This is a genomic window from Actibacterium naphthalenivorans (genome assembly GCF_014196965.1).
In the GTDB taxonomy this organism is placed as follows: Bacteria; Pseudomonadota; Alphaproteobacteria; order Rhodobacterales; family Rhodobacteraceae; genus Actibacterium_A; species Actibacterium_A naphthalenivorans.
In genome coordinates this window covers 55089-79713 of record NZ_JACIEQ010000001.1, presented here as the reverse complement: position 1 = coordinate 79713, position 24625 = coordinate 55089, and the positions used below count along the sequence as shown (strand labels likewise).

Sequence of the window (24625 nt, the reverse complement as noted above, 5' to 3'; positions counted from 1 at the left end):
TGAGTCTCCTGTTGAAAATTGGGTTAGATTGGTTGCTCAGCGTTGGTGCAACCGGCGCGACCGTCGTTCCATCCAGGCGGCAAGGACCGACATGCTGACCGTGAGCACCAGGTAAATCCCCGCCACTGTCAGCCAGATCTCGAATGTCATGAAGGTGTCGGCGATCACATTCCGGCCTTCGTTGGTCAGGTCAAAGATCGCGATGGTCGACACGATGGCCGAACTTTTCGTCAGGTTCACCAACGAAGACGTGAGCGGCGGCAGCATCAGCGGCACCGCCTGCGGCAGCACCACCTTCAGATAGGTCACCGACGGTTTCAGCCCCAAAGAGGATGCGGCCTCCCACTGCGACTTCGGCACCGACAGGATGCCGCCCCGGATAATCTCCGAGATGAAAGACGCCTCGAAGACCGCCAGACACAGGACCCCGGTCCAGAACCGTTCGATCCCAAGGATCGGGGACAGAACGAAATAGAACAGATACATCTGCACCAGCAGCGGTGTGTTGCGGATCGCTTCCAGATATACAGTCGAAAGCCAACGCCCGGAAAACGACCGCGACAGGCGCAGCAGCGCCACAGACAGCCCCAGAGCAAAGGCCAGCAGCGCCCCCCACAGCGTGATCTGCAGCGTCACCATCAGCCCGCGCACCAGAGGCCCCCAGATCAGCTCTCCGTCGATGATACGATAAAAGAACTGCGGCACGCGGTACCATTGCCAGTTATACCGCATCGCGTCGGCCCCGGCCAAGACGCCCCAGACGATCACCCCCGCACCGACGAGGAACAGCGCAAGGTCAGACATGTTCCGGCGCCGCAGGCTTAGCCGTGCCTTGCGCTCGTAACTCTCATAACTCTGCAGAGCCGTTTCGGTATTGATTTCGGTCGTGGCCATGCCCCCTCGCTTTGTTCGGATCAATATTGGCTCGGTTTCAGCAAGCCTAGATCAAGTTATGAATTTTCCCATCATGAAACTGTTTTACTGAGAGGATGTCTTTTTTTTGTGCAAGATGGCCGCCGTCGCTTGCAGATCATATGAGGAGGCGCCATGTCAAACCGTGCGACCGCTGACCGCAGCGTTCCCTCGCGGCGCATTTTTTCGCACCCACGCAGGCGCCGGGGCGATTCCCGGCGGGCGTCGAGACCCGCTCTTGAATTCGCCGGGCGGATCGGCTCTGAACCTGGGGACAATTCGAAGGACAGTGATATGCCGCAGACAAAGACCGCTGCCGTAACGCAAAAGCACGGGCTTGACCTGCTGGTCGGTCTGGCCGTCCGCAATGAACGGACCCAGTCCGGCCTGACTCTGGCAGAGCTTTCCGCGAAATCCGGCGTCTCGACGCCGATGATTTCCAAGATCGAACGCGGCCAGGTCTCGGCCTCGCTCTCCACGCTCAATGCGCTGGCCGTCGCCATGGCCGTTCCGATCATCAACTTCTTCGCCGAGACGGTCGAGATCCACGAGGTGTCCCTTGTCCGCGCCGGAGAGGGCATATCGGTCAAGCGCGCCGGATCTACCTATGGGCACAACTACAAGCAGCTTGGGCGCGTCACCACCGATCATCAGGATCTGGAATCCTACATGATTACGCTGGATCAGCCGGTTACCGGGACGCCGATATTCCAGCACACGGGTATCGAGCTGATGCATATCATCGAAGGCGACATATCCTACCGCATCGGGGACGAAGTCTACGATCTGAAATCCGGTGACACGCTGACCTTCGAGGCGACCGTCCCCCATGGTCCGGTGCGTATCAATTCAGCACCCACACGCTTCTTGACGGTGATTTCCAAGCCGAAGTGAATTTTCCCTTGAAGATAAAAGTTTCACGTTAGTATATTTGCCCTCAAGAGATCCAGAGGGCGCTTGACCATGACCACAGCGGTGCTGACCCCGATCACTCAGGCGCTGAACGAAGGCGCGCTGACCCGGCAGGAATTAAAGGCGCTGATGCGGCGTTCGAACTGGCCCGCCTTCCGGCGCCTTGCCGTCTGGATTGTCGCGCTGTGCGTGACCGGCACGCTGGTCTGGCTCAGCATGGGCACCTGGCTGGTATGGCCGGCGATGTTCGTCCACGGCATCCTGATGGTCCACCATTTTTCACTACAGCACGAATGTGTGCATTACACACCGTTCAAGACCCGCTGGCTGAACGACGTGGCCGGAAATGCCTGCGGTTTCATCATCGCTCTGCCGCACCAGTATTTCCGCTACGAACATTGCGACCATCACACCCACACCCAACTCAAGGGCTATGACCCGGAACTGATCGAGCTGCCAATCTCGCTATGGAACTATCTGTGGTACATCTCTTCGGTCCCCTACTGGTCGGCCAAGATCAAGGAATTCTCCCGCCATATCGCCGGCCGCATGTCCGATGGTGACAAGGTCTTCGTGCCGAAAGAAGCCTATAACGCTGTCTTTTGGGAGGCCCGCATCATGGCTGGTCTCTACGCTGCCATCCTGATCCTGTGCCTCGCGACCGGCTGGTGGGCGCCGTTGTGGTACTGGTGGCTGCCGGTACTGCTGGGCGAGCCGGTGATGCGCTGGATCCGCCTGACCGAACATGTCGGCCGCCCCAACGTCCGCGACATGCGTGAGAATACCCGCACCAACCTCATCTCGGCGCCGCTGGCTTTCCTCAGCTGGAACATGAACTACCACGCGGAACATCACTACGCCGCCTCTGTCCCGTTCCATGCCCTTCCCAAGCTGCACAAGAAGCTCGAAGGCTATGTCTATGTCGAACCGCGCGGCTATCTCGGCGCCCATATCGACATCATTTCGCAGCTGATCGGCCGCAGACCCCGCAGCGACAAGACCCAAGAACAAGAGATCGCCGGGGCATGAATACGCAGGGCCATCAAAAGACCTGGCAGGACCTGATCGCCCTGGCCGACCTTGAAACGGGCGACGCTACGCCTGTCACCCTTGGCCGCCGCGACCTGGCCGTGTTCGATACTGTCGACGGCATCTTCGTCAGCCTTGCCCGCTGTACCCACGGGGCCGCCAATCTGTGCGACGGATATTTCGACGGAAAATATATCGAGTGTCCGCTGCACCAGGGGCTTTTCGATGCGCGCACCGGTCAGCCGAGGGCCGCGCCCGCCCGCATCCCGCTCAGGATGATAAAAGCGCGTGTGGTTGACAGCCGCGTACAAGTTTTTCTCTAGGAAAGGAAATCCATGTCTGCCTGGATCAGGATGATCGCTGACGAGGATGCCGACGATACCCTGCAAGAGGTCCTGAACCTCGCCCGTACGCCGCACGGTACCGTCGACAACGTGATGCGCGTCCACTCGCTGCGCCCGAGCACGATGAAGGGCCATGTCATCCTGTATCGTGCCGCGCTGCATGACGATGCAAATACCATCCCGATGTGGCTGCAGGAAACGATAAGCGCCTATGTCTCGATCCTGAACGACTGCGACTATTCGCTGGCCAACCATTGGAAGAACGCCGCCCACCTCATCGGCGATGAAGATCGCGCGGCAAGGATCGGGCGGGCGCTTCATGACCGCGACCCCGCAGCCGTCTTCGAGGGTGCCGAACTGGCGCTGATGCGCTATGCTGAAAAGCTGACCGTGAACCCCGGGCAGATGGAAGAGAGCGATGTCACCGCCCTGCGCGAGGCCGGGCTCGACGACGGCCAGATCCTCGAGGCGAACCAGATCGTCGGCTATTTCAACTACGTCAACCGCCTGCTGAACGGGCTTGGCGTCAGCACCGCCGGCGACGTCGTCGGCTACTATGCCAAGGCAGAGGGCTGATGCCTTCCGCGTCCTTCCGGCAACCCGATTTCACCGCCTCCCGGATTCAGGCCGAAATCGACCTGGCCAGTCCCGGAAAGCGCGGCGGTCATCTCGGGCTGCTCTGGTCGGACAACGCGAACCCCCTTGGCGTCTACCAGTTCCCCGCCGCGTGCATCGTGGGCTCGCCCGGGCCCACCGTGCTGTTGCTCGCCGGCGTCCACGGGGACGAATACGAAGGCCCCGTGGCCCTGGATCGTCTTTACAAGTCGCTCGACCCCGAGCAGATCCGGGGTCGGCTTATCATCCTGCCGATGCTCAACGCGCCGGCCTGCCGGGCCGGGACACGCTGTTCGCCGCTGGACGGTGGCAATCTGAACCGTGCCTTTCCCGGCGATCCCGACGAGAGACCGACCCAGGCCATCGCCCATTTGGTCTCGGCCTGCCTGCTGCCGGTCGCGGATGCGGTCATCGACCTGCATTCCGGCGGGCGGGCCTCCTGGTTCGTGCCTTGCGCGCTGGCCGCGCGGGGCAGGGACGGGGCGCTCGACCCGGCCAATCTGGCGATGGCCACCGCCTTCGGGGCCGATGTCGTCTGGGTCCTCGGCGCCGCCAATGACAACCGCTCGGTCAACGGCGCGGCGACCGCCGCGGGCGTTCCGTGCATCGCGGCCGAACTCGGCGGCGGCGGCCATGTCGGCATCGCACCCCTGCAAGCCGCCGAAACCGGCCTGCGCCGCACCCTGACCCACCTTGGCGTTCTGGGCGACAGCCACGATCCGCTTGCCGCGCCGCCGCGCCTTGTCGAGCTCGCCCATGCCGGTCACCGCGTCACCGCGCCAGAGCCCGGTCTTTACCAGCCCGCCAGACAAGCGGGTGACAGCGTCGCCGCGGGCGATCTGCTGGGCTGGATCGTCCGGCCCGACTGCCCCGACGACAAACCCACCGAAATCCGTGCCCGCATCCCGGGCCTGATCCTCGCCGAAACCCGCCACGCATGGGCTGTGCCCGGCAGTTTCCTGGCATTCATCGCCTCGGATCTCGCCTGATCCCGCCCGCCCGTAGAAGGAGCCAGAGATGAGTTACGCCCTTGCCCGCAAGACCGATGCCGACGAAATCCCGGTCATCGACATCACTCCGCTTCGCGACGGCACCGATCCCGCCGGCGTCGCCAAGGCGCTGCATGATGCCTCCAAAGGCCTTGGGTTCATCTACGTCAAGGGCCACGGCATCCCCGAACCCATCATCGAGGACGCCCGCGCCGCCGCCTACGATTTCTTCCATGCCGATGCCGCAGACAAGGAAACCGTCCGCGTCTCCGCAAGCCATCGCGGCTGGCTGGGGCAGGGCGGCGCCAGGATGCAGGACGATGCCAAAGCCGACCTGAAGGAAAGCTTCATCTGGGGTTTCCAGGACATCGACGGCGTCACCCCCGATGACCATCCCCTGCGCGGGGACAACAGGTGGCCTGCCTTTCAGCCCGGTCTCGAAGATGCCGCGATGGCCTATTTTCGTCACGCGCACGAGGTCGCCCACCACCTGATGCGCGGCTTCGCACGGGGGCTTGCCCTGCCCGAGGATTTCTTTCTCAAGACCGCCGATATGCCGCTGTCGCGCTGTTCCTTCGTCTATTACCCGCCGCAGGAAGCCTCGGCCGGCACCGAACAGTTCGGCGTCGGGCCGCATACCGATTTCGGCGTGCTGACGGTGCTCTGCCAGGACAATGTCGGCGGCCTGCAGGTCGAAGACGTGAACGGCGAATGGATCGAGGCGCCGCCAATCGCCGGAACGCTGCTGGTCAACGTGGCCGACCTTCTGGCCCGCTGGACCGACGGCGAATACAAGTCCACCCCGCACCGCGTTGTGAACTCCTCGGGGCGCGAGCGGATGTCGCTGGTTCTTGCCTTCGATCCGAACCCGGAGACGGTGATCGACGCGCGTGAGGTCTATGGTGCCAGCCACAGATCATCCAACGCGCAGATCACCTGCGGCGACTATCTGATCTGGCGTTTTGGCAAGGCCTTTGCCTACCGAAAGGCCTGACCCGCATGCACGGCATCATCCGGCCAGATCCGGTCTCTCTTTCCACGGCGGCCCGCAATCTGCTTTGCGATTGCGGCGGTCTGCAGTCAGGCGACCCTCTGGTGATCTGCTACGAAGATCCGCGCCATGGCTGGTACGATGCCGCCGTCGCAAGCGCCGTCGCGCTGGAGGCGCAGCTTATGGGCATGACGGTTCAGTTTTGCGAAGTGCTGCCGCCCGACATGGAACAGCCCGCCGAGGTGGCTGCCAAGCTGTCCCGGGCCAGCAACATCATCTATTTCGCCCGCCTCGGCGATCAGGGCCGGTTTTCCGGTGACGGCGGACCGCGACAGATCATGGTCTATGCCCGCAACGCCTCCGACCTTGCCTCGGACTTCGGCTGTGCGCCGCACAGGGCGATGACGATGTTGAAAACGGCGGTGGACGACGTGTTGTTCACTGCCCGCACGATCCGGATCACCTGTCCGAACGGCACTCTGGTCGAGGGGCACGCGCCCCGCATCGCAAGCAACGCCAACGGTGCGATCGCCGACGTCACCACCCGCCGCTTCCCGCTTGGCGTTCCCGCCCCGGTTCCGGCGATCCATTTTTCGGGCCGCGTCGTCCTGACGGATTCCCTTACCCCCACCGGCAACCGTGCCTATGTCCCGGCCGTGCTGCCACTTTCCGGCAACGTCACGGCGATTGTGGAAAAGGGCCGCATCACGGGGTTCGAGGGCGATGCCCGGGATCTGGCAGCCATCCGCGGCCATTACATGTCGGTCGCGGAGCGCTTCGGCGTCGACCCTTTCGTCGTCCATAGCTGGCACGCCGGCCTGCATCCCGGGTGCCGCTTCTTCGGCCCGCAGGGCCAGAATCGCGACTACTGGTCCAATACCGTCTTCTCCAATCCGCGGATGCTGCACTTTCACACGTGCGGCACCGAAGCACCGGGCGAGATCAGCTGGAACCTGGTCGATGCCACGGTCACCGTCGACGACGTCCCCCTGTGGGAGAACGGCGTCCTGCGCGCCCGGGCCTTTCCGCGCCTCGCAGACTGCCTCGATGCCGAGCCCGCGCTGGATGATCTGTTCTAGGCGCGAAAGGTCAAAGATCCTGCCGGGGTTCGGGATGCCCGCCGGGTCCAGCGCGCGCTTGCTCGCCCGTGGTGGTGGACAGTTCTATGATTTCCGTCGTCATCTGCTCTTGCCGCGCACGCTGAAACGCCACCTTCAGGTCTGTCGCGATCCGTTTCACGTTTGATTGCGCGCGTGACATCGCCGCGGCGCGGGCGGCATTCTCGGCCGAAAAGCCCAGCATCAGGGCTTCGCACAATTCGGCGAAGACATATTCCTCGACCAGCGCCGAAACGAGCGCGGATGCCGATAGCGTCGTCAACGGGGGCGATCCGTGCAGGGGCGGAAACCGGCTGAAATCGAATGGAAACAAGGTGCGCCGGATCGGCGCCGGATCCGCCGTTGCCGGATCCGCGAACAACAGCGTGACCGGGGCGCCCGAGGTTTTTCCCAGCCTTTCGAACAGGATGTCGGAAAGGCGGCTGGCCAGTGCTGGCACCTCGAGCGCGTGGGGCGCCATTTCGGTGGACCAGACCGGGATCTGTCCGCGTTCGACGATCGCGCTCAGGGTGCGGCCGCCGATCACCATCAGCTCGGCCCCGCCCGCGACTTCGGCCATCGCGGCATCGGCCATCCGCTCTCCGAAGGCGCCGGAAAAGCCCTGCGCCGCCCCGACCACGATGGTCAGGCCCGGTTCGCCCGTCGGTTTCGGCCCGCCGGCATCCGCGCCCGACAGGACAGCGGACAGCGCCTGCGCGACGATCGCCTCATGGGCGCGGATCGCCTCGAGATGCGCGCGCGCCTCGAGCTGATGGGCAACGGCGAGGGCGCGCAGCGTCGACACGATGCTTTCGATCTCGCGGATGTTGGCCATCCGGTCACGGATTTCCTCTGGACGGGTCATGGCGTTTCGGGCGCCCGGCCGAGGGGCAGTTTGGAAATCGCCGCGCTGACGCAGCCGATCAGAGCCTCGCGCGCCGTGCCATCAACCGCGTCGGGCGCCGCGCGAAAGGCGGCAAGCTGCGGCTCGGCCTCGATCAGGGGCGCGAGGGTCGCCTTCAGGGCGGCAAACCCGTCAACCGGTACGCGGTCGAGCACGCCATCGGACAAGGCCGCCAGCAGCGCCACCTGCGCGGCGGTCGACAAGGGCGCATAGCGCCCCTGCGCCAGAAGCGCGCCGATGCGCTCTCCCCGCTCCAGCCGCTTTTTCATCGCCGCATCGCCAAAGCCGCCGAACCGCGAGAACATCTTCATTTCCAGAAATTGCGCATAGTCCAGCCGGACCCGTCCGGCCACCGCCTTCAGCGCACCCGATTGCGCCTTGCCGCCGACCCGGCTGACCGACAGGCCGATGTCGACGGCCGGGCGCTGGTTTCCGGCAAACAGCGCGGCCGAGGTCACGATCTGCCCGTCAGCGATCGAGATCAGGTTGGTGGGGATATAGGCCGAGAGGTTGCCGGCCTCGATCTCTGCGATCGGCAGCGCGGTCAGGCTTCCGCCGCCCCTTGCCTTCGACAGTTTGGCCGAGCGTTCGAGCAATCGCGCGTGCAGGTAGAAGATGTCGCCCGGATAGGCCTCGCGCCCCGGCGGCTGGCGCGACAAGAGCGCAAGCTCTCGGTGGACGGCGGCGTGTTTGGTCAGGTCATCATAGACGATCAGCGCATGGCCGCCCCCGTCGCGCACCCATTCCGCCATCGAGGTCGCGGCGAAGGGGGCGAGCCAGCGCAGGCCCGGTTCCGCCGTGGCCGGGGCCACCACAAAGATCGTCCGGGCAAAGGCGCCCTTGGCCCGCACCGCCTCGATCACGCGGCGCACGGCAGTGGTACGCTGGCCGATGGCGACATAGATGCAGGTGATGTCGCTGTTCTTCTGGTTCAGGATCGCATCCACCGCGATCGAGGTCTTGCCGGTGCCGCGTTCGCCGATGATCAGCTCGCGCTGGCCGCGCCCGATGGCGAACAGGGCATCGACCACCAGAAGCCCGGTTGCCACCGGCTCGGTCACGAAATCGCGTTCGATGATCGCGGGGGCGGGGCGTTCGGTTTCGGCCGTCCGGGCGGTTTTGACCGGGCCGAGATCGTCAAGCGGCCGACCGAGCGGATCCACGACGCGGCCCATCAGTTCCGCGCCCACCGGAACCCTCAGAAGCTGCCCCGTCCGGGTCACGGTGCTGCCCGCGTCGACTCCGGTCATCGAGTCGAGAAACGCCACCTGAAGCGTTGCCTCGCCGAGGTTCAGCACGAACCCGCGCGCGCCGCCGGTAAAGGTAATGACCTCGCCCAGACGCGCGCCGGGCAGGCCGGAGACATGCGCAAGACCGTCGGCGATTTCGGTCACCGTGCCGGTCTCTTCGGTCTCGGGGCCGAGCTGCGCGGCGGCCACGCGGGCCTTGAGGGCCTCGAGCCCGGGGTCAGTCGCCATTGCGCAGCGCCTCCGATATCCGGTGCAGGTCATGCGCCAGCGAGTTGTGGACGATGCCGGTGCCGGATTTCAGGTCCAGCCCCGCGATCAGGGCCGGATCGACATCGGCGGCCAGTTCGGTGATGCCGAAGGGGCGCAAGGCGGCGCTGGCTGTCTCGAGATCGGCGGGCGACAAGGCGCAAGGCGCGACCAGCCGCAGGTCGCCCCCCGAGAGCAGGGCCTTGCGCTGGTCGGGGGCCATGGTGGCCAGTTCCTTCACGAGCAGGTTGGTAAACCCTGCCACGTCGGGTGGCGCGGGCAGGGCGGAGAGGGCATTCCGGGCGATGGTCTCGGCCAGATCACGAGCGCGGCGCAGGGTGTCCGCCTCGGCGTCGGCGACGACTTTCGCGGCCTCGGCCCGCGCATCGGCCACGATCCTGGTGGCCTCGGCGCGCGCGGCTTCGACAAGATCCTTGTGCTTCGCCGCTGCATCGGACTGCGCGGCGGCAAGGATATCATGACGCGCCGTCGCGTTCTTTTCGGCCTCGGCCCGTGCCTCGAGCCTGGCCTTGGCGGCGGCCTCCCGCGCGGCCTCGGCGGCGTCCTTCGCGGCGACGATTTCGGTTTGCCGCTGCGCGATGATCGCGGCGACGGGACGAAACAGAAAATGCCGCAGGATCGCCAAAAGAACGAGGACGTTGACGATCTGAAGGGCGAAGGTGACCCAGTCAAACTGCATGGCGCTATTGGACGAACGGGTTGGCGAACAAAAGCAGCAGCGCGATCACCAGACAGTAGATCGCCATCGTCTCGATCATGGCGAGCCCGACGAACAGCGTGCGCGAGATGGTGCCGGCGGCCTCGGGCTGACGGGCGATGGCCTCCATTGCTGCCGCCACGGCCCTGCCTTCGGCGAGCGCCGGGCCGATGGCGCCGAACGACACGGCCAACGCGGCCGCGATGATGCTGACAAGATCGACGTAGTTCATGGTTGGGGCTCCTTTTGAGTCTTCTCGGCGGGGTCTTCCTCGACCGCGGACGCGATGAAGACGAGTGCGAGGATGGCGAAAATATAGGCGATTGTATATTTGACAAACCCAATCGGACGGCCTATATTTAACTCAACAAGTTAGAGGTCTCCGCAATGTCCGTTCTCTCCGCCCCCTACATGCACGACGAAGCCGCCGCCTTCGCCCACGTCGAGGCCATGCTTTGGGCGGATGGCCCGGTTTGCCCGCACTGTGGCGTGGTGGATCGCGCCTATCGCCTTGATGGCGTCAGGACCAAGCCGAGCAAGAAGAACCCGGAAGGAAAAGAGCGCTACGGCCTCTGGAAGTGCCGTGAGTGCCGCAAGCAGTTCACCGTGCGCAAGGGCACCATCTTCGAGGAAAGCCACCTACCGCTTCACCTGTGGCTGCAAGCTATTCACCTGATGGTGTCGAGCAAGAAGGGTATCAGCAGCCACCAGCTTCATCGCGTTCTGGGCATTACCTACAAGTCTGCATGGTTCCTGACCCACCGCATTCGCGAGTGTATGCGCTCTGGCGATCTGGCAACACCCATGGGCAGCGGTGGCGGCACGGTGGAGGTAGACGAGACCTTCATCGGCAATGACCGCACCAAGAAGCCCCACGGCGAGAAGAAGGGCCGTGGTTACGCACACAAGCACAAAATGCTGACACTGGTGGACCGTCAGACCAAGCAAGCCAGGAGCATCATTGTGGACGACCTGAAAGCCGCAACCCTAGTTCCGATCCTGCGCGAGAACATCGCCGCCGAAGCCGTGGTCTACACAGACGAAGCGGGCCAGTATAAGAAGCTGGCCGATGAATTCGCGGGCCATGACTTCACCCGTCACGGCGCTGGCGAGTACGTCCGTCGCGAGGCCCCGGAGGTCCACACGAATACCGTCGAGGGCTTTTACAGCATCTTCAAGCGCGGCATGAAGGGTGTCTATCAGCACTGCGGAAAGCAACACCTGCACCGTTATGCTGCGGAGTTTGACTTCCGTTACAACAATCGCAAAGCCAATGGTGTTGAGGATGTGGAGCGTGGCGAGATCGCGCTGCGCGCTGTGGTTGGTAGGCGCCTGACGTATCGGCGGGCTGACGCAGAAGTGCGCGCGGTCTAATGGCAATGGATAGCCCCCTTACCGTCGCCGACATTATCCGCGCGGACAAACAGGATGTAAGAATCGGCAAATGGGAAACCGGGCCAGTTCCGAAAGCGAAGTTCCCGCTTACGCGAAACAAGTTGTCCTTGGGGCGCGGCTGGAAATGGCGCGTGGTGACTTTTCAAGCGTTACGGCAGCAATTCGTAGTCCTTGTGGCCATCAATGAAGAGAAGGAGTACTACCGCGCCACCTTGGCCATGAAGGACGGGAAAACGTTAAAAGTCATATGCTTCCACGAGCTACACGCAGATCATTGGAATTGGCATTGTCACCTCATCCGTGGTAATGTTCACGAGACGTTCCCAGGTGTTCTGAGGGACAAAAATCTTATGTCGGCGTGGCCTGTCTTCACGAAACGTGAATGCACGGTGCCGTTCAATGTAACAGAGGAAAGCGCGCTGACCGTCGCGGCAGCGCGCTTTCGATTCGCAGAAGGAGGAGGCTTACTGTGAACTTGCAGAAAGAAATCTGCGCCGCCTTCTGTGATGGTTTGGTGGTCCGCCAAGTCCCGATGGGCTACGCGATCTCGACGCCTGTCACTTGGTTCTCTGGTGACACCCTAAGTTTCTATGCGAGGGTAGAGGGTGAACGTGCGCGCTTGGAAGACAGCGGAAGTCTACTCTTTGACCTGGAGGGGCAAGGTGTCGATTTTTCATCTGAGAACCGCATGGAGTTGCTGTCTGGGCTGCTTGAAGAGCACGGTGTCATGTTGTCGGAAGATGATGGACTGTTCTGCACTGAGTGGGTCCAAAAAGCGCGGATTGCCAAACTAGCTCTGCCATTTCTGACGTTTTTGACGAGGGTTCAGGATCTGCTCTTCCTCAACCGGGAAATCGTAAAGAGCACATTTCGAGAGGACTTGATAAGCGCCCTTGAGGACACGTTCACAGAGCAACGCGTTTCATTTTCTGAGGCGCTGATCCCGTCGCTGCCGCACTACACGGTAGACATTGTGGTGCGTGCGCCGAGCGGAAAAGTTGCCGCCATCTTCCCAGCCACCAACGATGTGAGTGTTTTGCGTGCGGTCTTGTTCTCAATGGAGGTTCAAAAGCATGACGTTGCGGGTGTCGTCCCGTTCTTGATCTACGAGAACTTGGACAAGGCAGCGATCACACAACAGAGCCGAGAGATTGCGTTCAATTCTGATCTGACGCCGGCGGTCTGGTCGGGTGGCAGGGACGAAGTTATTCAAAAGGTGCAACGCTATGTGCAGTGACAAGAAATCCCAACTCGACAAGTTCAAAGAAGCCGCCCGCGAGCTAGAGACGGACGAAGACGAAGAGCGGTTCAACGAGAAGCTGCGCAAACTGGCGAAGCAGAAGCCGGACAAGAAGTCCGACGACTGATCCGGCCTGTCACGCAGGCTTATAATCGACTGCATGGGCTTGGTTTGTCAAATATACAATCGCCAAAATATAGGCCTGCACGGCGCCGGTCACCAGATCGAGCGCCATCAGCGGGATCGGCACCAGAAGGCCCGCCAGCGACAGGACGATGCCGACCACGAAGACCCCGCTCATCACGTTGCCGAACAGACGCACCATCAGAGAGAAGGCGCGGGTGATCTGTTCGATCAGGTTGAGCGGGACCATCACCCAGCTGGGCCGGGCGAAGCTTTTCAGATAGCCCCACGGGCCCTGTGTGTGGATGCCGTAGCCGATGGTCGCCACGAACACGATCAGCGCCAGCGCCGCGTCGGTTTCCAGATGCGCGGTGGGCGGTTCCACGCCGGGGATCAGCGACGACCAGTTCGCCGTCAGGATGAACAGCAGAAGCGTGCCGATCAACGCGCGGTAGCGGCCGGGATCGCCGGGGATGGTCGCGCGGATCTGATCGTCTATGGCGCCGACCACAAGCTCGACCACCGCCTGGGTCTTGCTGGGCCGGATCGCGAGGCGGCGGGTCAGCACGAACGCCCCCAGCCCAAGAAACGCGAGGATGCCCCATGTCGTCAGCACAACCCAGCTGATCCTCAGGGCGCCGATCGAGAAGGCATAGGTCAGATCAAGGGGGGAACCGGTCATGACGGGCTCCTGTCCGGGCGGCGCAGAACGATGGCCCGCCCCGCCATGATCCCTGCGGCGCCTGTCAGCAACGGCACCGCGCCGAAGCGGGCGCAAACGTAGAGAAAGAGCGCGAGTGCCGCGATGCGCGCCATCTGAAGCGTGACCGCGGAAAGCTGCCCGGCCACAAGCCGCTCGGTCACCGCGCGCAGGGAACGGAAATGCAGCCAGCCGACAAGCGTGCCGGCCAGCGCCGCAAGCATGGCATATCCGGCGGAAATCACCACACCGCTCATTGCTGGTGCATCCAGCGCAGGGCGAACCAGAGCCCCAGCGCCGCGCCGAGCAGGGTCAGCGCCGCGGTCAGCGTCACCCCCGTGCCCAGCAGATGATCGAGCCAGTTGCCGAGGAGGATGCCAAAGATCGTCGGCCCGACGATCACCCAGCCCAGCACTCCGATCTGGCCGAAGCGGCGCGCGAGCGTGGGCTCGGGATCGTGCTTTCCGGCCTGCTCGCGGTCATGTGTGCGTCGGGCGGCGTCGGCAAGGTGGCTGTCCGGTTCCTGGTCCGGTTGGGTCATCGAAAATCCTCCGCAAGGTCTTTGCCGTCCGGGTTCGGGCCGAGCCGTTGCATCAGCCCGCGGATCGCGCTGGTGTGCAGGCGGGTCTGTTCGGCGCGTGCGCGCCGCGCCGCGTCGGACTGATCGGCGCTCTTCTTCTTGACCAGCGCTTCCAGCGAGGCCAGATCATCCCCCGTCACGGCCTCGCGGCAGGCGATCTCGACCTTCGCGCCATCGCTGACCCGCAGGATGCCGCCGCGCAGGGCGCAATACTGCCAGGCTTGATCCGCACCGCGCCAGCGCAGGACCGACGCGTCCAGCACGGTCAGGAAATCGGCATGGCCTGGACGGATGCCAAACCCGCCGCTGGCATCCTCGGTGCGGATCGAGGTCACCCCGGCCGCGTCCACCTTTACCGCAAGTGGCGTGGTCACGCGCAGGGTCAGGGCCGCCGCGCTCATGCCGCAGCCCCCTTGCGCTGTGCCTCGCGGGCGCGGGCCTCGTCCAGCGTGCCGATCATGTAGAGCGATGCCTCATCCCAGTCGTCGCATTCGCCGGCAAGGATCGCGGCACAGCCCGCCACCGTATCGGCGACCGGCACGGAACGGCCCTCCATCCCCGTATAGGCGGCGGCGACGAAAAAGGGCTGGGTGAGGAACCGCTGCAGGCGGCGCGCGCGCCCGACCAGCAGGCGCTCCTCGCGGCCCAGTTCCTCGACCCCCAGCAGCGCGATGACGTCGCGCAGTTCCTGATAGTGCTCGATCAGTTCGCGGATGCGGCCCGCGACGCGGGCATGTTCTTCGCCCACCACCTGCGGGTCGAGCAGCACCGAGGTGGTGGCGATGGGGTCGATGGCGGGATAGATCCCCTCGGCCGCGAGTTGCCGGGACAGGACCACCGTGCTGTCCACATGTGCGCTGATCGCGGAAACGGCCGGGTCTGTGAAATCGTCGGCGGGCACATAGACCGCCTCGATCGCGGTGACGGAGGCGCGCCCGACCGACGCGATACGCTCCTGCAGATCGGCGACTTCGGTTTCCAGCGTCGGCTGATAACCCACGCGCGACGGCATCCTCCCCAAAAGGCCCGAAACCTCGGACCCGGCTTGTACGAAGCGAAAAACATTATCCATCAGCAGCAGCACGTTGCGATCTTCTTCGTCGCGGAAATGCTCTGCGATGCTCATCGCGGTCAGGGGCACGCGCCAGCGCGCGCCGGGCGGTTCGTTCATCTGGCCATAGACCAGAACGGTCTGGTCCAGCACGCCGCTGTCGTGCATCTCGTGCAGCATCTCATGGCCTTCGCGCGACCGCTCGCCGATACCCGCAAAGACCGATATGCCGTCATAGCCCGACACCATCGCCCGGATGAGTTCGGTCACCAGAACGGTCTTGCCGACGCCGGCGCCACCGAACATGGCCGACTTGCCGCCCTGCGCCAGCGGCGCCAGCAGGTCCAGCACCTTGATCCCGGTCGAAAAGACCTTGGTCTGGCCGCGCTGGTCGGACAGCGAAGGGGCGGCCCGGTGGATCGGGCGGCGCGGTGCGTCGGCGGGCAGGGCGCCCTTGCCATCGCCGACCCGGCCCATCACGTCGACAAGGCGGCCCAGAACCGCGGACCCGACCGGCACGCTCAGCGGCCCGCCGGTCAGCCGGGCCGGCGCACCGCGCGCAATCCCCTGCGTCGATTGCAAGGCAATGACACGGGCGTGGCGGGTATCGAGATGCGCCTGCACCTCGGCATAGATGGCGTCCTGTCCGGTGCCGATCTCGACCGCATCGTGAATCGCGGGCAATTCGCCCTCGACCCGGATATCCAGAACCGGGCCGCGTACCGCAGTGACTTCGGCGCGGTCAGTCATGGGGCGCGCTTTCGGTCTTTTGCGGCGCGGCCGCCGCGCCACCGGCGCGGGTGTTCGCCAGAAGCCACGCACCGATGTGCGGCCACGCTTCCTTGAGCGTCCGCGACCCCATGAACAGACCAATATGCCCGCCCGGCATCAGTTTCTTCACGATATGCCCCCTTGGCGTTGCAACCAGATGTTCGGCCGCAAAGACCTGTTCCTTGGTCGTGATGTCGTCGGAGGCGCCGGCGAGCAGATAGAGCGGGCAGGTGATCGTCTTTAGCGAGAGTGTCTGGCCAAGGCCCACGAATTCCCCCTTGGCAAAGCGGTTTTCCTTGAACAGCCATTGGATGGACTGAAGGTAAGAGCGGCCTGCCAGGTCGATAGGGTTTTCATCCCAACGCTCGAATTCTTCGGTGCGCTGGATGTAGGAATTGTCTTCGATATTTGCGTACAGGTCAATGAATTTGCCGACATACTGCTCGTCCGGATGCATGTCTTTCCAGCCAGCCAGCATGTATTGTCCCAGCATGCGACCGCCGCCAGCGGCGACCATTTCCTCATAGAAACTCAGGGGCAGCTCATGCGCCATTCTCTTGATCGGCCCGTTGCCCGTGTCGGTGTCGACGCGCGATCCGGCCAGTACCAGCGCCAGCACCTTTTCGGGGAACAGACAGGCGTACATCGCCGAAAGCCAGCCGCCCTGGCAAAGCCCGACAAGCGCGACCCGCCCGCCAAGCGCGTCCACCGCACGATCAAGGGTGGAAAGATACGTGTCGCTCCCGAAATCCCGCATGGCGCGGGTCGCGGGCTTCCAGTCAGCGCACGGCACCCGGGGCAGGCCGGTGGCCAGCAGGCTTTCGACAAGGCTTTGGCCCTTTGTATAATCCGCGATGGTCGACGAACGCCCGGCGTAGGGCGCGTCGATCAACACCGGCACGGCCGTCTTCTCGGCGTCGGCACCCGAGACGTCGCGAAGGCGCATCGTGTCGAGGTTGCGGATCACCCGGTTCGGCGTGGGCCGGGCGGGCGGGGGCGGCGCTTCGATCTTCGCGGCCTCGGCGATGTAACGCATGTTGTCCGGAAACAGCCGCAGGTCCTCCTCCTCCATCTCAATGGCGCTGGCCATCGGCCAGAACCACGGGATCGAATGTTCGGTTTTGGATATTTTCGATGTTCTGGTCATCGTGAGGTTGCCCCTGCTTTTCGGGCGGCCGGCCGGGTCGGCGCGAAACTGTGCCTTGCGACCGTCGGCTGCTCACGCGCCGGGGCCGCCCCGACCCGGGCCGCGCTGCCATCGAGGCCGGTCGCTTGCTCCCGAGACAGGCGCGGCCCAGGCCAATTGCAGCGGCCACAGGGGCGCACGCGGAATTCGGGAGCGTGCCCATCAATCGCGGATGCGAAAACAATCATATCAAGACCGCCGAGCATCGCCGTCAGCGCGCCGATCCTGCCGGTGATGTTGTAGCTCATCAGGCCTGTTGCCTCTACCGCGCCCCGCGGCGTCACGTTGCTGCGGGGCGCGGCGACAGGGGCCGGGGCGGGTTCCGGACCACTCATCTTTTCAAACCTGGCGGAAAAGAGGTGGCGGCCCTGCGCATGAACCCGACCCCCGAATTGTTTCAAATTCACGTCATGAAGTTAATCGGCATTTGGCGGATTTTCGTTGTTCTAGATCAATCCACGACATGGTCACGATTGTTGCGGTTGAAGTGTACGCGTCCTTTCTCGCGACCTCGGGGATATGTGAGATAAGGGGCTGTGGTCTTTAGCCCGGACCTGGCCGATTCACGGCGTGTTCGAGTGCGCTAGCTGCGCATCGCCGAAGGCGCCAAGCCCGCGCGCGAAAACGCGGGCTCGACGCCCTATTCGTGCTGCGCGATGATGATGGCAGCGGAAGGGGCGCGGGAGTCGGACGGCTTTTCTCCGAAAACCGGCGGCGATCCCCTCAGCCGAGGGGAAATGAGCCGTATGGAAGAGACACGCACCGACCGGCTGAAAACAGCGCTGCTGGTGGTTGCGGTCGCGGGGTTGCTCGCGGGCCTTGCCCTATATTTTACCGAAAAAGGCGATATGGCCGACCTTGTCTGGTTCGCCGGGGTCGTTCCGGTGCTGGCGGCCCTTCTGGTCGAGATTTTGCGCAGCCTTTGGCGGGGCGAGGTCGGGCTCGATATCGTGGCGGCGCTGTCCATGACCGCCGCTCTCGCCTTCGGCGAGACGCTCGCGGCGGCGGTTGTCGCGGTGATGTATTCCGGGGGCACGTTTCTGGAAAGCTTCGCCGAGGGGCGCGCGCGGCGCGAGATGCATGATCTCCTGTCCCGCGTTCCCCGGACGGCCATGCGGCACCGCGACGGCGGGTTCGAGGATGTGCCGCTCGATCAGATCGCGCCGGGCGACCGGCTTTTGATCCGACAGGGCGACGTGGTGCCGGTGGACGGCACGGTGGCCTCCGACGGGGCCTTTGTGGACACCTCGGCGCTGACCGGCGAGTCGCTGCCGGTGCGGCTCTCGCGCGGGGCCGAGGCCATGAGCGGATCGACCAACGCGGGCGAAGCCTTCGACCTCGCGGCCACGCGCCGCGCTGCGGAAAGCACCTATGCCGGGATCGTCTGCCTGGTCGAGGAGGCGCAGCGGTCGAAGGCGCCGATGTCGCGTCTGGCGGACCGCTGGTCGCTGGGGTTTCTGGTGGTCACAATCGCCATCGCATTTGCCGCCTGGTGGTTCACGGGCGACCCGATCCGCGCCGTTGCCGTGCTGGTGGTGGCCACGCCCTGTCCGCTGATCCTGGCCGTTCCGGTGGCGCTGGTCGCGGGGCTGTCGCGGGCAGCGCATTTCGGCGTTCTCATCAAGGGCGCGAGGCCGCTCGAAACGATGGCGCGCATCCGCACCCTGATCCTCGATAAGACCGGAACCCTGACAGACGGGCGCCCGCAGATCGTATCGATCGACAGCCACGGCGGCATGGCCGAGGATGAGATCCTTCGGCTTGCCGCGGCGCTCGACCAGGCGTCGAAGCACCCGGTTGCCCTGGCCATCGTTGCGGCGGCGCGGGCGCGCGGTCTCGTTTTGCCCGTGCCTTCTGAGGTGGCCGAGATCCCCGGTGAAGGGGTTGTCGGCAGCGTCGAGGGTCACAAGATCATCGTAGGCGGCGATGCATTCGTCGCGAGGCGCGTGGGGCGCGCGGAAGATGACCATGCGGCCCTTGCCGCGGGTTCCGTTCTTGTCGCCGTGGCGGTCGACGGCCACATGACGGGGCATCTCGTGATGGCCGATCCCTTGCGCGACGGCACCGCCGCGATGCTTGCCGAACTCCGCCGCGAGGGGATCGAGCGGATTCTGCTGGCGACAGGCGATCGGGTCGATGTGGCGGAGCGCGTGGCCGACGGGCTCGGCCTTGACGGGATTCGGGCGGGCCTGACGCCCGACCAGAAGGTTCTGCTGGTTCTGACTGAACGCAAGAACGGCCCCGTGATGATGGTCGGAGACGGCGTGAACGACGCGCCCGCGCTCGCGGCGGCCGATGTGGGCGTGGCCATGGGCGCGCGGGGCGCTGCCGCCTCGGCCGAGGCCGCCGATGTCGTGCTGCTGGTCGACCGGGTAGATCGGCTGGGGCCGGGGATAGAGATCGCCCGCAGATCCCGCCGCATCGCCGTCGAAAGCGTGATCGCGGGGATCGGATTGTCGGTCGCGGGCATGATCGCGGCGGCCTGCGGATATCTGTCGCCGGTGCAGGGCGCGCTGCTGCAGGAGGCGATCGACGTGGCCGTGATCCTGAACGCGCTGCGCGCTCTGGGCATCAAACCCGACGCGCCAGTCGCCCCGGAAGCGGCGGTCGATGCGTCGCGGGGGCGCACTGAACTGACCGACCAAATCTCATGAGCCGCCCGGCACGTTCCAACAGCGTCTCGGCCTCGCTTCGGTGCGCCGGTTTCCCTGTCTGACGTCCGCGCTTAAGAGGCCAAATGAGAGACTGAGGCGTGAGCGCTTGGGGTGACCAATTGGTTTGAGTGCCATCCGTTTCATCTGAAATGCCGCTTTTGCGACATCCGGAAATCCTCGTAACATCCGGAAATTATATGATGCTGCATGATTTCAAGAACCGACAGGTCGCCGGCAACAGGCCTGGCAGCCCGGTTTATTTCGCAGTCTCTGTCCGCAGCATCAGCGCGAGAGCGGGATCGTCGGTGGTAAGGTGACCGATCCCCCGAGAGAGCCACTCTTGCACGAGGCCCGGGGTGTTGATGGTCCAGACACATAGACGGTCCTTTGGCCAGAGCTGGGTCACCTGATCGAAGACTTCAAAAAAATAGTCGTGTCGTAAGGCGACAATATCGGCGAGATCCGCCGCGTCGGCCAAAAACGCCTCTAGTCCACCATGTTTGTCCACCCAGGCCGCATCCGCGGAAACAAGTCGTCGGATCTCGGGGTTAAGCCTCTGACATTCCTTCAGAGCAGTGATGTCAAATGACGTCAGGTGCGAGCGGGCGGCAACTCCGTGCGCTTTGAGGCGATCGGCCACAAGGCCGCTGATCCCGGTATAGCCATGGCCGGCAGCATCCCGCTTGATCTCGACATGCAGATTTACACCAGAGGGAGCCAGGACCTCCAGAACGTCATCGAGCGTCGGGATTGTCTCGATGCTGTCTTTCAGGCGCGTGTCGGCCCGGACTTCGGGCCGCAGAGCCGCGACTTCGCCCGTACCTTCGGTGGTCCGTTCCAACGTCGGGTCGTGTATCACGATCAGCTCGCCGGCGCGCGTCAGGTGGACATCGAACTCGATCGCGTCGCACCCGAGTTTTGCCGCTTCACGGAAACCGGTCAGAGAGTTCTCGGGCCACAGGCCGCGGCCCCCGCGATGACCTGTGATTGCTGTCATGTGTCTCTCGTCCTTAAAGCAGTCAGCGAATGGTGGGATCGAGCTTGTCGCGCAGCCAGTCCCCGACAAGCGAGATCGATAGCGTGGTAAACATGATAACAACGGCGGGCCCCAGCATGATCCAGGGAGCGGTGGTCAGATACTCGCGCCCAAAACCGACCATGTTGCCAAGACTGGTATCCGGTGGCTGTACCCCCAGCCCGAGAAATGACAGGCCGGACTCCATCAGGATGATCTCCGGGAAGGTCAGCGTCATCGAGACGATCAGCGTCGAGGCAACATTCGGCAGGATGTGGTTGAGATACACCCGCCGCGGGGTTGCGCCCAGTTGAACCACCGCTGCCGCATAGCCTTGCGCCCCGGCCGAGATGGCAAGCCCGCGGGCAATCCGCGCATAGCGTTCCCATCCGTAAAAGCCCATCAGTCCAACCAGCAGGATCATGGACGATCCGAAGAAAGCGAGTACGGCAAGCGACATGATGAGGAACGGCAGCGCGGCTTGGAAATCCGCCAGCATCACCACCAAATGTTCAATGATCCCCCGAAACTGCGCCGCGAGAAAACCAAGCGTGGTGCCAAACACCGCCGAGATGATTGTGGCGCCGAATGCGATCACCAGCGAGACGCGAACCGACTGAAACAGGCGAGAAAGCACATCGCGGCCCAATTCGTCGGTGCCAAGCCAATGCCCCGGCGTTCCCGGTGGTGACAACCGCGCGGACAGGTCCATCTGGGTGATATCGTAAGGCCGGATCAGATCGGCAAAAACAGCGCAGATCACCATCAGTGCCAGCCATCCTAGCCCAGCGGCGACGGCGAGCGGAATCCGGCGTTTCCTCGGCAGGGTAACGACGCGATGGGGGGCAGTTTCGGTTGGGGTGACAAGAGACATCTGACCTTTCCTTTCAATGCGCTGGCTGTGCACGCAAGCGCGGGTCGAGCCAGCCGTAAAGCAGGTCCACGATCAAGTTCGAACACACCATCACGGCGGCGATCAACAAAAGGATGCATTGCACGACGGCCAAGTCCCGGTTCGACACAGAGACGATCAGCAACCGCCCGATCCCGGGCCAGGAGAAAATGGTTTCCACAACCACCGCCCCGGCAATCAGCGACCCGACCATGAATCCCACGATGGTCACGATCGGCACAGCGGCATTCGGCAAGGCATGGCCCCAAACCACATCGCGCCATTTGACACCCTTGGCCGAGGCTGTGCGGATAAAAGGTTGCCCCATGACCTCGATCATCGCTGACCGTGAAAAGCGGGCCAGCAAGCCGATCCCCCCGACCGAGATCGTAAGCGCCGGAAGGATCGCATGTAGCCATGTCCCGAATCCCCCCGAGGGAAGCAGACCCAGCTGGATCGAGAAGATCAGCACGAGCACTAGCCCCATGACAAAAGAGGGCACGGTGAACCCCAGAATGGCGAGCACGATCACCCCCCGGTCGATGGTGCTGTCCCGGTGCAGGGCCGCGTAAATCCCGGCGGGAATTCCGATGCTGAGCTTCAGAAACAGTGCCGGAATGGTGAGGATCAACGTCGCGGGCACCCGCTCCAGAACAAGATCGAGCGCGGGCGCCCCCCCTCGCATCGACAGGCCGAAATCGCCGGTTAGAATGGCCCCGAGGTAGGCCAGATATTGACGCCATAGCGGCTTGTCGAGGCCCCAGTCGGCCCGGAAATCGTCGATGACATTCTGCGGCACATCCGGCCCCAGAAGCACCTGCGCGGGATCACCGGACATGCGTAGAACAACAAAGGCGAACGTCATGACTGCCAGCACGGTCAGCGCGGCGCGGAACAATCGGAGGGAAATGAAACGGATCATGAGAAACCTCTTAGGCGACCTCTGCGCGGGTCTCACCGGCAACAAGGTGACAGGCGGCGGTGCGGTCTGTTCCGAGCGGCTGTAGCGCAGGAATGCCGCTGCGGCAGATGTCGGTGGCCCTGAGGCAGCGTGGATGAAACGCACAGCCCGGCGGTCGTTTCGCCGGGTTTGGCGGTTCGCCTTGCAAAATCACGCGCCCATCAAGTCGACGGCCCGGTTCTGGCACGGAGGACACGAGCGCCTGCGTGTAAGGATGCCGGGGATTGGCGAAAAGATGTTCGGACGGGCCTTCCTCGACGATCCGCCCCAGATACATCACCGCGACCCGGTCACAAAGGTTGCGGACCACTTTCAGGTCATGGCTGATGAACACCATGCTCAGGCCGGTCTGTTTTTGAAGCATGCGCAAGAGGTTCACCACTTGCGCTTGAATTGACACGTCAAGTGCCGAGACTGGTTCGTCGCACACCAGCATGTCGGCCTTGGTGGCCAGCGCCCGGGCAATCACCACGCGCTGGCGCTGACCGCCGGAGAGCTCATGCGGGAAACGCTTCGCCTGATCGGGGCGCAAGCCGACCGCATGCATCAGTTCGGTCACACGCGTGGCGCGGCTCGCCTCGGTGCCGATCCTGTGAATGTCCAGCGGTTCGCGGATCTGCGCGGCGATGGTCAGCCGCCGATCGAGCGCGGCCAGAGGATCCTGAAATACCATTTGCATCCGCGCCCGCAGTGCGCGCCATTCAGTCGTGTTGCGGGCCGGCATCGGGCGTCCGTCGAACCGCACAGTGCCGCCCTGTGCCGGGTCCACGCCCAGAAGCATCCGTCCGAGGGTCGATTTCCCCGACCCGCTTTCTCCCACGATGCCCAAGGTTTCGCCGCGCCCGAGCCGCAGGCTCACACCATCGACTGCCCGCACGGGCTGGGCCTTGCCCAAAAGGCCGCCGCGTCCGGTGTAAACCCGGACCAGATCATCCGCTTCGAGAAGAAAACTCATGATGTTACTTTTTCCATCGTGGTCTTGTGTGCCCCGGCCTCGGGCAACGGATAGGCACAGGCCAGCGCCCGCCCGTCACGCTGCCGCAAAAGCTCGGGGCGTTCCTTGTGGCAAAAATCCTGCGCGTGGCTGCAGCGTGGGGAAAAGGCGCAGCCCATCGGCAGATTGTACGGATCGGGTACAGTGCCGGGAATCGGTGCGAGTAGCGTGCGCGGCCCGTCGAGACGCGGGATCGCATCGAAAAGGCCCCGCGTGTAGGGATGGCGCGGTCGGTCGAAAAGCTGCGCTACCGGTCCCTGTTCCACGATCCTCCCGGCATACATGACGCTGACCCGTTCGCAAACCTGTGCGACCGCACCAAGATCGTGGCTGATGAAAACCAGTCCCATCCGCATTTCTTCGCGCAGTCGTGCGAGCAGATCGAGGATTTGCGCCTGAATCGTCGCATCGAGCGCCGTCGTTGGTTCATCGGCGATCAAAAGATCCGGCTCGCCGGCCAAGGCCATGGCGATCATGATCCGCTGACATTGCCCCCCCGAAAACTCATGCGGGTAAAGGTTGAAACGGCCTTTCGCGTCGGGAATTCCGACGAGATCCATCAGCCGAAGCGCCTCTGTGCGGGCCGCGTTACCGCGCAGCCCGCGATGCAGTTTTAGTGCTTCCGTCATCTGACGTCCGACCTGGATCACGGGGTTCAGCGCGCTGGATGGGTCCTGAAAGATCATCGCGATCCGTCCGCCGCGCACGTTTTCCAGTGCCGGGCGGGGCGCATTAACCAACTCCGTCTGTCCCAGTGTCACAGACCCGGTGATCGTGGCTTTGGACGGCAAAAGCCCGAGGGCGGCCAGCCAAGTCACCGATTTCCCGCAGCCGCTTTCCCCGACAAGCCCCAGCGCCTCACCCTGGGCGACCTGCAAATCGACACTGTGCAACACCGGCACACCATCGAAGGAGACGCTCAGGTTTCGGATTTCGACGAGATTTCCCATTGATCATCCTTTGGTTGCCGATCTGCCGCGTTCCCGGCGATCGAACGCCACCTCCCCGCAGTTCTGCACAAGTCAACGCCCCGGCGGGCCATGGTGCGCCGGGGCG

29 protein-coding genes are annotated in these 24625 nt (G+C 63.8%); 12 read left to right on the top strand and 17 right to left on the bottom strand.

Going from position 1 to position 24625, the window contains the following annotated elements; translation table 11 throughout:
* Positions 1 to 36: 36 nt before the first annotated feature.
* Complete coding sequence (locus GGR17_RS00410) at positions 37 to 894, bottom strand: amino acid ABC transporter permease (RefSeq protein ID WP_144244634.1); 858 nt, start codon at positions 892 to 894, stop codon at positions 37 to 39.
* 312 nt (positions 895 to 1206) lie between these two features.
* Between GGR17_RS00410 and GGR17_RS00405 the strand changes: the two genes are divergently transcribed.
* From GGR17_RS00405 to GGR17_RS00375, 7 genes are all read left to right on the top strand, one after another.
* Complete coding sequence (locus GGR17_RS00405; protein ID WP_037209426.1) at positions 1207 to 1806, top strand: helix-turn-helix domain-containing protein; 600 nt, start codon at positions 1207 to 1209, stop codon at positions 1804 to 1806.
* Between the two features lie 69 nt (positions 1807 to 1875).
* Positions 1876 to 2853, top strand: coding sequence for a fatty acid desaturase family protein (locus GGR17_RS00400; RefSeq protein ID WP_054538544.1), 978 nt, complete (start codon positions 1876 to 1878; stop codon positions 2851 to 2853).
* Positions 2850 to 3176, top strand: a complete 327-nt coding sequence (locus tag GGR17_RS00395) for a non-heme iron oxygenase ferredoxin subunit (protein WP_054538545.1) — start codon at positions 2850 to 2852, stop codon at positions 3174 to 3176. The genes GGR17_RS00400 and GGR17_RS00395 overlap by 4 nt, the downstream gene beginning before the upstream one ends.
* Positions 3177 to 3188: 12 nt before the next feature.
* Positions 3189 to 3773 carry a carboxymuconolactone decarboxylase family protein gene (locus tag GGR17_RS00390; protein WP_054538546.1) on the top strand — a complete coding sequence of 195 codons (585 nt, stop codon included), beginning with the start codon at positions 3189 to 3191 and terminating at the stop codon, positions 3771 to 3773.
* On the top strand, positions 3773 to 4801 hold the full coding sequence (locus GGR17_RS00385; protein ID WP_054538547.1) for a succinylglutamate desuccinylase/aspartoacylase family protein: 1029 nt from the start codon (positions 3773 to 3775) through the stop codon (positions 4799 to 4801). Before GGR17_RS00390 ends, GGR17_RS00385 begins: the two co-directional genes overlap by 1 nt.
* Before the next feature lie 28 nt (positions 4802 to 4829).
* A complete protein-coding gene (locus GGR17_RS00380) occupies positions 4830 to 5795 on the top strand; it encodes an isopenicillin N synthase family dioxygenase (protein WP_054538548.1) in 966 nt (321 codons plus the stop codon).
* A 5-nt stretch (positions 5796 to 5800) separates the two neighbouring features.
* Positions 5801 to 6871, top strand: a complete 1071-nt coding sequence (locus tag GGR17_RS00375) for a hypothetical protein (protein ID WP_054538549.1) — start codon at positions 5801 to 5803, stop codon at positions 6869 to 6871.
* Between the two features lie 10 nt (positions 6872 to 6881).
* Here GGR17_RS00375 and GGR17_RS00370 read toward each other — a convergent pair whose 3' ends face one another.
* From GGR17_RS00370 to GGR17_RS00355, 4 genes are read right to left on the bottom strand one after another with little or no spacing between them, the layout of a single operon-like run.
* Entirely contained in the window at positions 6882 to 7754 is an 873-nt protein-coding gene (locus GGR17_RS00370) for a F0F1 ATP synthase subunit gamma (protein ID WP_054538550.1), read from the bottom strand.
* Positions 7751 to 9271, bottom strand: coding sequence for a F0F1 ATP synthase subunit alpha (locus tag GGR17_RS00365; RefSeq protein WP_054538551.1), 1521 nt, complete (start codon positions 9269 to 9271; stop codon positions 7751 to 7753). The genes GGR17_RS00370 and GGR17_RS00365 overlap by 4 nt, the downstream gene beginning before the upstream one ends.
* Entirely contained in the window at positions 9261 to 9989 is a 729-nt protein-coding gene (locus tag GGR17_RS00360; RefSeq protein WP_054538552.1) for a F0F1 ATP synthase subunit B family protein, read from the bottom strand. Before GGR17_RS00360 ends, GGR17_RS00365 begins: the two co-directional genes overlap by 11 nt.
* A 4-nt stretch (positions 9990 to 9993) precedes the next feature.
* Positions 9994 to 10239: a F0F1 ATP synthase subunit C gene (locus tag GGR17_RS00355; RefSeq protein WP_037209436.1), complete on the bottom strand. Its 246-nt coding sequence runs from the start codon at positions 10237 to 10239 to the stop codon at positions 9994 to 9996.
* Positions 10240 to 10394: 155 nt separating this feature from the next.
* Between GGR17_RS00355 and GGR17_RS00350 the strand changes: the two genes are divergently transcribed.
* Genes GGR17_RS00350 through GGR17_RS00335 form a run of 4 tightly spaced genes read left to right on the top strand, consistent with a single transcriptional unit; the run spans position 10395 to position 12769 of the window.
* Positions 10395 to 11381 carry an IS1595 family transposase gene (locus tag GGR17_RS00350; protein ID WP_054538553.1) on the top strand — a complete coding sequence of 329 codons (987 nt, stop codon included), beginning with the start codon at positions 10395 to 10397 and terminating at the stop codon, positions 11379 to 11381.
* A 5-nt stretch (positions 11382 to 11386) separates the two neighbouring features.
* A complete protein-coding gene (locus GGR17_RS00345; RefSeq protein WP_157445535.1) occupies positions 11387 to 11875 on the top strand; it encodes a hypothetical protein in 489 nt (162 codons plus the stop codon).
* The gene (locus tag GGR17_RS00340) at positions 11872 to 12639 is read left to right on the top strand and encodes a DUF1828 domain-containing protein (protein WP_054538555.1); all 768 of its coding nucleotides are present in this window, start codon (positions 11872 to 11874) and stop codon (positions 12637 to 12639) included. Before GGR17_RS00345 ends, GGR17_RS00340 begins: the two co-directional genes overlap by 4 nt.
* Positions 12629 to 12769: a hypothetical protein gene (locus GGR17_RS00335; RefSeq protein ID WP_173585956.1), complete on the top strand. Its 141-nt coding sequence runs from the start codon at positions 12629 to 12631 to the stop codon at positions 12767 to 12769. Before GGR17_RS00340 ends, GGR17_RS00335 begins: the two co-directional genes overlap by 11 nt.
* A 9-nt stretch (positions 12770 to 12778) precedes the next feature.
* On the opposite strand, the gene GGR17_RS00330 is transcribed toward GGR17_RS00335, so the two are convergent.
* From GGR17_RS00330 to GGR17_RS00300, 7 genes are read right to left on the bottom strand one after another with little or no spacing between them, the layout of a single operon-like run.
* On the bottom strand, positions 12779 to 13447 hold the full coding sequence (locus tag GGR17_RS00330; RefSeq protein ID WP_054538556.1) for a F0F1 ATP synthase subunit A: 669 nt from the start codon (positions 13445 to 13447) through the stop codon (positions 12779 to 12781).
* Positions 13444 to 13722, bottom strand: coding sequence for an N-ATPase subunit AtpR (locus GGR17_RS00325; protein WP_054538557.1), 279 nt, complete (start codon positions 13720 to 13722; stop codon positions 13444 to 13446). Before GGR17_RS00325 ends, GGR17_RS00330 begins: the two co-directional genes overlap by 4 nt.
* A complete protein-coding gene (locus GGR17_RS00320) occupies positions 13719 to 14006 on the bottom strand; it encodes an AtpZ/AtpI family protein (RefSeq protein WP_054538558.1) in 288 nt (95 codons plus the stop codon). Before GGR17_RS00320 ends, GGR17_RS00325 begins: the two co-directional genes overlap by 4 nt.
* On the bottom strand, positions 14003 to 14446 hold the full coding sequence (locus tag GGR17_RS00315) for a F0F1 ATP synthase subunit epsilon (protein WP_054538559.1): 444 nt from the start codon (positions 14444 to 14446) through the stop codon (positions 14003 to 14005). The genes GGR17_RS00320 and GGR17_RS00315 overlap by 4 nt, the downstream gene beginning before the upstream one ends.
* Positions 14443 to 15846, bottom strand: coding sequence for a F0F1 ATP synthase subunit beta (atpD, locus tag GGR17_RS00310; protein ID WP_054538560.1), 1404 nt, complete (start codon positions 15844 to 15846; stop codon positions 14443 to 14445). Before atpD ends, GGR17_RS00315 begins: the two co-directional genes overlap by 4 nt.
* Entirely contained in the window at positions 15839 to 17014 is a 1176-nt protein-coding gene (locus tag GGR17_RS00305) for an alpha/beta fold hydrolase (protein ID WP_054538561.1), read from the bottom strand. Before GGR17_RS00305 ends, atpD begins: the two co-directional genes overlap by 8 nt.
* Complete coding sequence (locus GGR17_RS00300) at positions 17011 to 17301, bottom strand: hypothetical protein (protein WP_157445536.1); 291 nt, start codon at positions 17299 to 17301, stop codon at positions 17011 to 17013. Before GGR17_RS00300 ends, GGR17_RS00305 begins: the two co-directional genes overlap by 4 nt.
* 498 nt (positions 17302 to 17799) lie before the next feature.
* On the opposite strand from GGR17_RS00300, the gene GGR17_RS00295 reads away from it, so the two are divergent.
* Positions 17800 to 19707 carry a heavy metal translocating P-type ATPase gene (locus GGR17_RS00295; RefSeq protein WP_054538562.1) on the top strand — a complete coding sequence of 636 codons (1908 nt, stop codon included), beginning with the start codon at positions 17800 to 17802 and terminating at the stop codon, positions 19705 to 19707.
* Positions 19708 to 19963: 256 nt separating this feature from the next.
* Here GGR17_RS00295 and GGR17_RS00290 read toward each other — a convergent pair whose 3' ends face one another.
* From GGR17_RS00290 to GGR17_RS00270, 5 genes are read right to left on the bottom strand one after another with little or no spacing between them, the layout of a single operon-like run.
* A complete protein-coding gene (locus GGR17_RS00290; RefSeq protein WP_054538563.1) occupies positions 19964 to 20704 on the bottom strand; it encodes a glycerophosphodiester phosphodiesterase family protein in 741 nt (246 codons plus the stop codon).
* Between the two features lie 22 nt (positions 20705 to 20726).
* Positions 20727 to 21629, bottom strand: a complete 903-nt coding sequence (locus tag GGR17_RS00285) for an ABC transporter permease (protein ID WP_255353401.1) — start codon at positions 21627 to 21629, stop codon at positions 20727 to 20729.
* Positions 21610 to 22536: an ABC transporter permease gene (locus GGR17_RS00280; RefSeq protein WP_054538565.1), complete on the bottom strand. Its 927-nt coding sequence runs from the start codon at positions 22534 to 22536 to the stop codon at positions 21610 to 21612. The genes GGR17_RS00285 and GGR17_RS00280 overlap by 20 nt, the downstream gene beginning before the upstream one ends.
* A 10-nt stretch (positions 22537 to 22546) precedes the next feature.
* The gene (locus GGR17_RS00275) at positions 22547 to 23530 is read right to left on the bottom strand and encodes an ABC transporter ATP-binding protein (RefSeq protein WP_054538566.1); all 984 of its coding nucleotides are present in this window, start codon (positions 23528 to 23530) and stop codon (positions 22547 to 22549) included.
* Positions 23527 to 24519, bottom strand: coding sequence for an ABC transporter ATP-binding protein (locus GGR17_RS00270; protein WP_054538567.1), 993 nt, complete (start codon positions 24517 to 24519; stop codon positions 23527 to 23529). Before GGR17_RS00270 ends, GGR17_RS00275 begins: the two co-directional genes overlap by 4 nt.
* Positions 24520 to 24625: the final 106 nt, after the last annotated feature.

Excerpts from the sequence above, each read along its gene's own strand:
- GGR17_RS00390 (WP_054538546.1), top strand. The coding sequence starts at position 3,189 with ATGTCTGCCTGGATCAGGATGATCGCTGACGAGGATGCCGACGATACC.
- GGR17_RS00380 (WP_054538548.1), top strand. The coding sequence starts at position 4,830 with ATGAGTTACGCCCTTGCCCGCAAGACCGATGCCGACGAAATCCCGGTC.
- GGR17_RS00385 (WP_054538547.1), top strand. The coding sequence starts at position 3,773 with ATGCCTTCCGCGTCCTTCCGGCAACCCGATTTCACCGCCTCCCGGATT.
- GGR17_RS00345 (WP_157445535.1), top strand. The coding sequence starts at position 11,387 with ATGGATAGCCCCCTTACCGTCGCCGACATTATCCGCGCGGACAAACAG.
- GGR17_RS00370 (WP_054538550.1), bottom strand. The coding sequence starts at position 7,754 with ATGACCCGTCCAGAGGAAATCCGTGACCGGATGGCCAACATCCGCGAG.
- atpD (WP_054538560.1), bottom strand. The coding sequence starts at position 15,846 with ATGACTGACCGCGCCGAAGTCACTGCGGTACGCGGCCCGGTTCTGGAT.
- GGR17_RS00305 (WP_054538561.1), bottom strand. The coding sequence starts at position 17,014 with ATGACCAGAACATCGAAAATATCCAAAACCGAACATTCGATCCCGTGG.
- GGR17_RS00395 (WP_054538545.1), top strand. The coding sequence starts at position 2,850 with ATGAATACGCAGGGCCATCAAAAGACCTGGCAGGACCTGATCGCCCTG.
- GGR17_RS00355 (WP_037209436.1), bottom strand. The coding sequence starts at position 10,239 with ATGAACTACGTCGATCTTGTCAGCATCATCGCGGCCGCGTTGGCCGTG.
- GGR17_RS00375 (WP_054538549.1), top strand. The coding sequence starts at position 5,801 with ATGCACGGCATCATCCGGCCAGATCCGGTCTCTCTTTCCACGGCGGCC.
- GGR17_RS00325 (WP_054538557.1), bottom strand. The coding sequence starts at position 13,722 with ATGAGCGGTGTGGTGATTTCCGCCGGATATGCCATGCTTGCGGCGCTG.
- GGR17_RS00330 (WP_054538556.1), bottom strand. The coding sequence starts at position 13,447 with ATGACCGGTTCCCCCCTTGATCTGACCTATGCCTTCTCGATCGGCGCC.
- GGR17_RS00320 (WP_054538558.1), bottom strand. The coding sequence starts at position 14,006 with ATGACCCAACCGGACCAGGAACCGGACAGCCACCTTGCCGACGCCGCC.
- GGR17_RS00315 (WP_054538559.1), bottom strand. The coding sequence starts at position 14,446 with ATGAGCGCGGCGGCCCTGACCCTGCGCGTGACCACGCCACTTGCGGTA.
- GGR17_RS00300 (WP_157445536.1), bottom strand. The coding sequence starts at position 17,301 with ATGAGCTACAACATCACCGGCAGGATCGGCGCGCTGACGGCGATGCTC.
- GGR17_RS00405 (WP_037209426.1), top strand. The coding sequence starts at position 1,207 with ATGCCGCAGACAAAGACCGCTGCCGTAACGCAAAAGCACGGGCTTGAC.
- GGR17_RS00270 (WP_054538567.1), bottom strand. The coding sequence starts at position 24,519 with ATGGGAAATCTCGTCGAAATCCGAAACCTGAGCGTCTCCTTCGATGGT.
- GGR17_RS00350 (WP_054538553.1), top strand. The coding sequence starts at position 10,395 with ATGTCCGTTCTCTCCGCCCCCTACATGCACGACGAAGCCGCCGCCTTC.
- GGR17_RS00290 (WP_054538563.1), bottom strand. The coding sequence starts at position 20,704 with ATGACAGCAATCACAGGTCATCGCGGGGGCCGCGGCCTGTGGCCCGAG.
- GGR17_RS00410 (WP_144244634.1), bottom strand. The coding sequence starts at position 894 with ATGGCCACGACCGAAATCAATACCGAAACGGCTCTGCAGAGTTATGAG.
- GGR17_RS00275 (WP_054538566.1), bottom strand. The coding sequence starts at position 23,530 with ATGAGTTTTCTTCTCGAAGCGGATGATCTGGTCCGGGTTTACACCGGA.
- GGR17_RS00280 (WP_054538565.1), bottom strand. The coding sequence starts at position 22,536 with ATGATCCGTTTCATTTCCCTCCGATTGTTCCGCGCCGCGCTGACCGTG.
- GGR17_RS00365 (WP_054538551.1), bottom strand. The coding sequence starts at position 9,271 with ATGGCGACTGACCCCGGGCTCGAGGCCCTCAAGGCCCGCGTGGCCGCC.
- GGR17_RS00335 (WP_173585956.1), top strand. The coding sequence starts at position 12,629 with ATGTGCAGTGACAAGAAATCCCAACTCGACAAGTTCAAAGAAGCCGCC.
- GGR17_RS00400 (WP_054538544.1), top strand. The coding sequence starts at position 1,876 with ATGACCACAGCGGTGCTGACCCCGATCACTCAGGCGCTGAACGAAGGC.
- GGR17_RS00295 (WP_054538562.1), top strand. The coding sequence starts at position 17,800 with ATGGAAGAGACACGCACCGACCGGCTGAAAACAGCGCTGCTGGTGGTT.
- GGR17_RS00360 (WP_054538552.1), bottom strand. The coding sequence starts at position 9,989 with ATGCAGTTTGACTGGGTCACCTTCGCCCTTCAGATCGTCAACGTCCTC.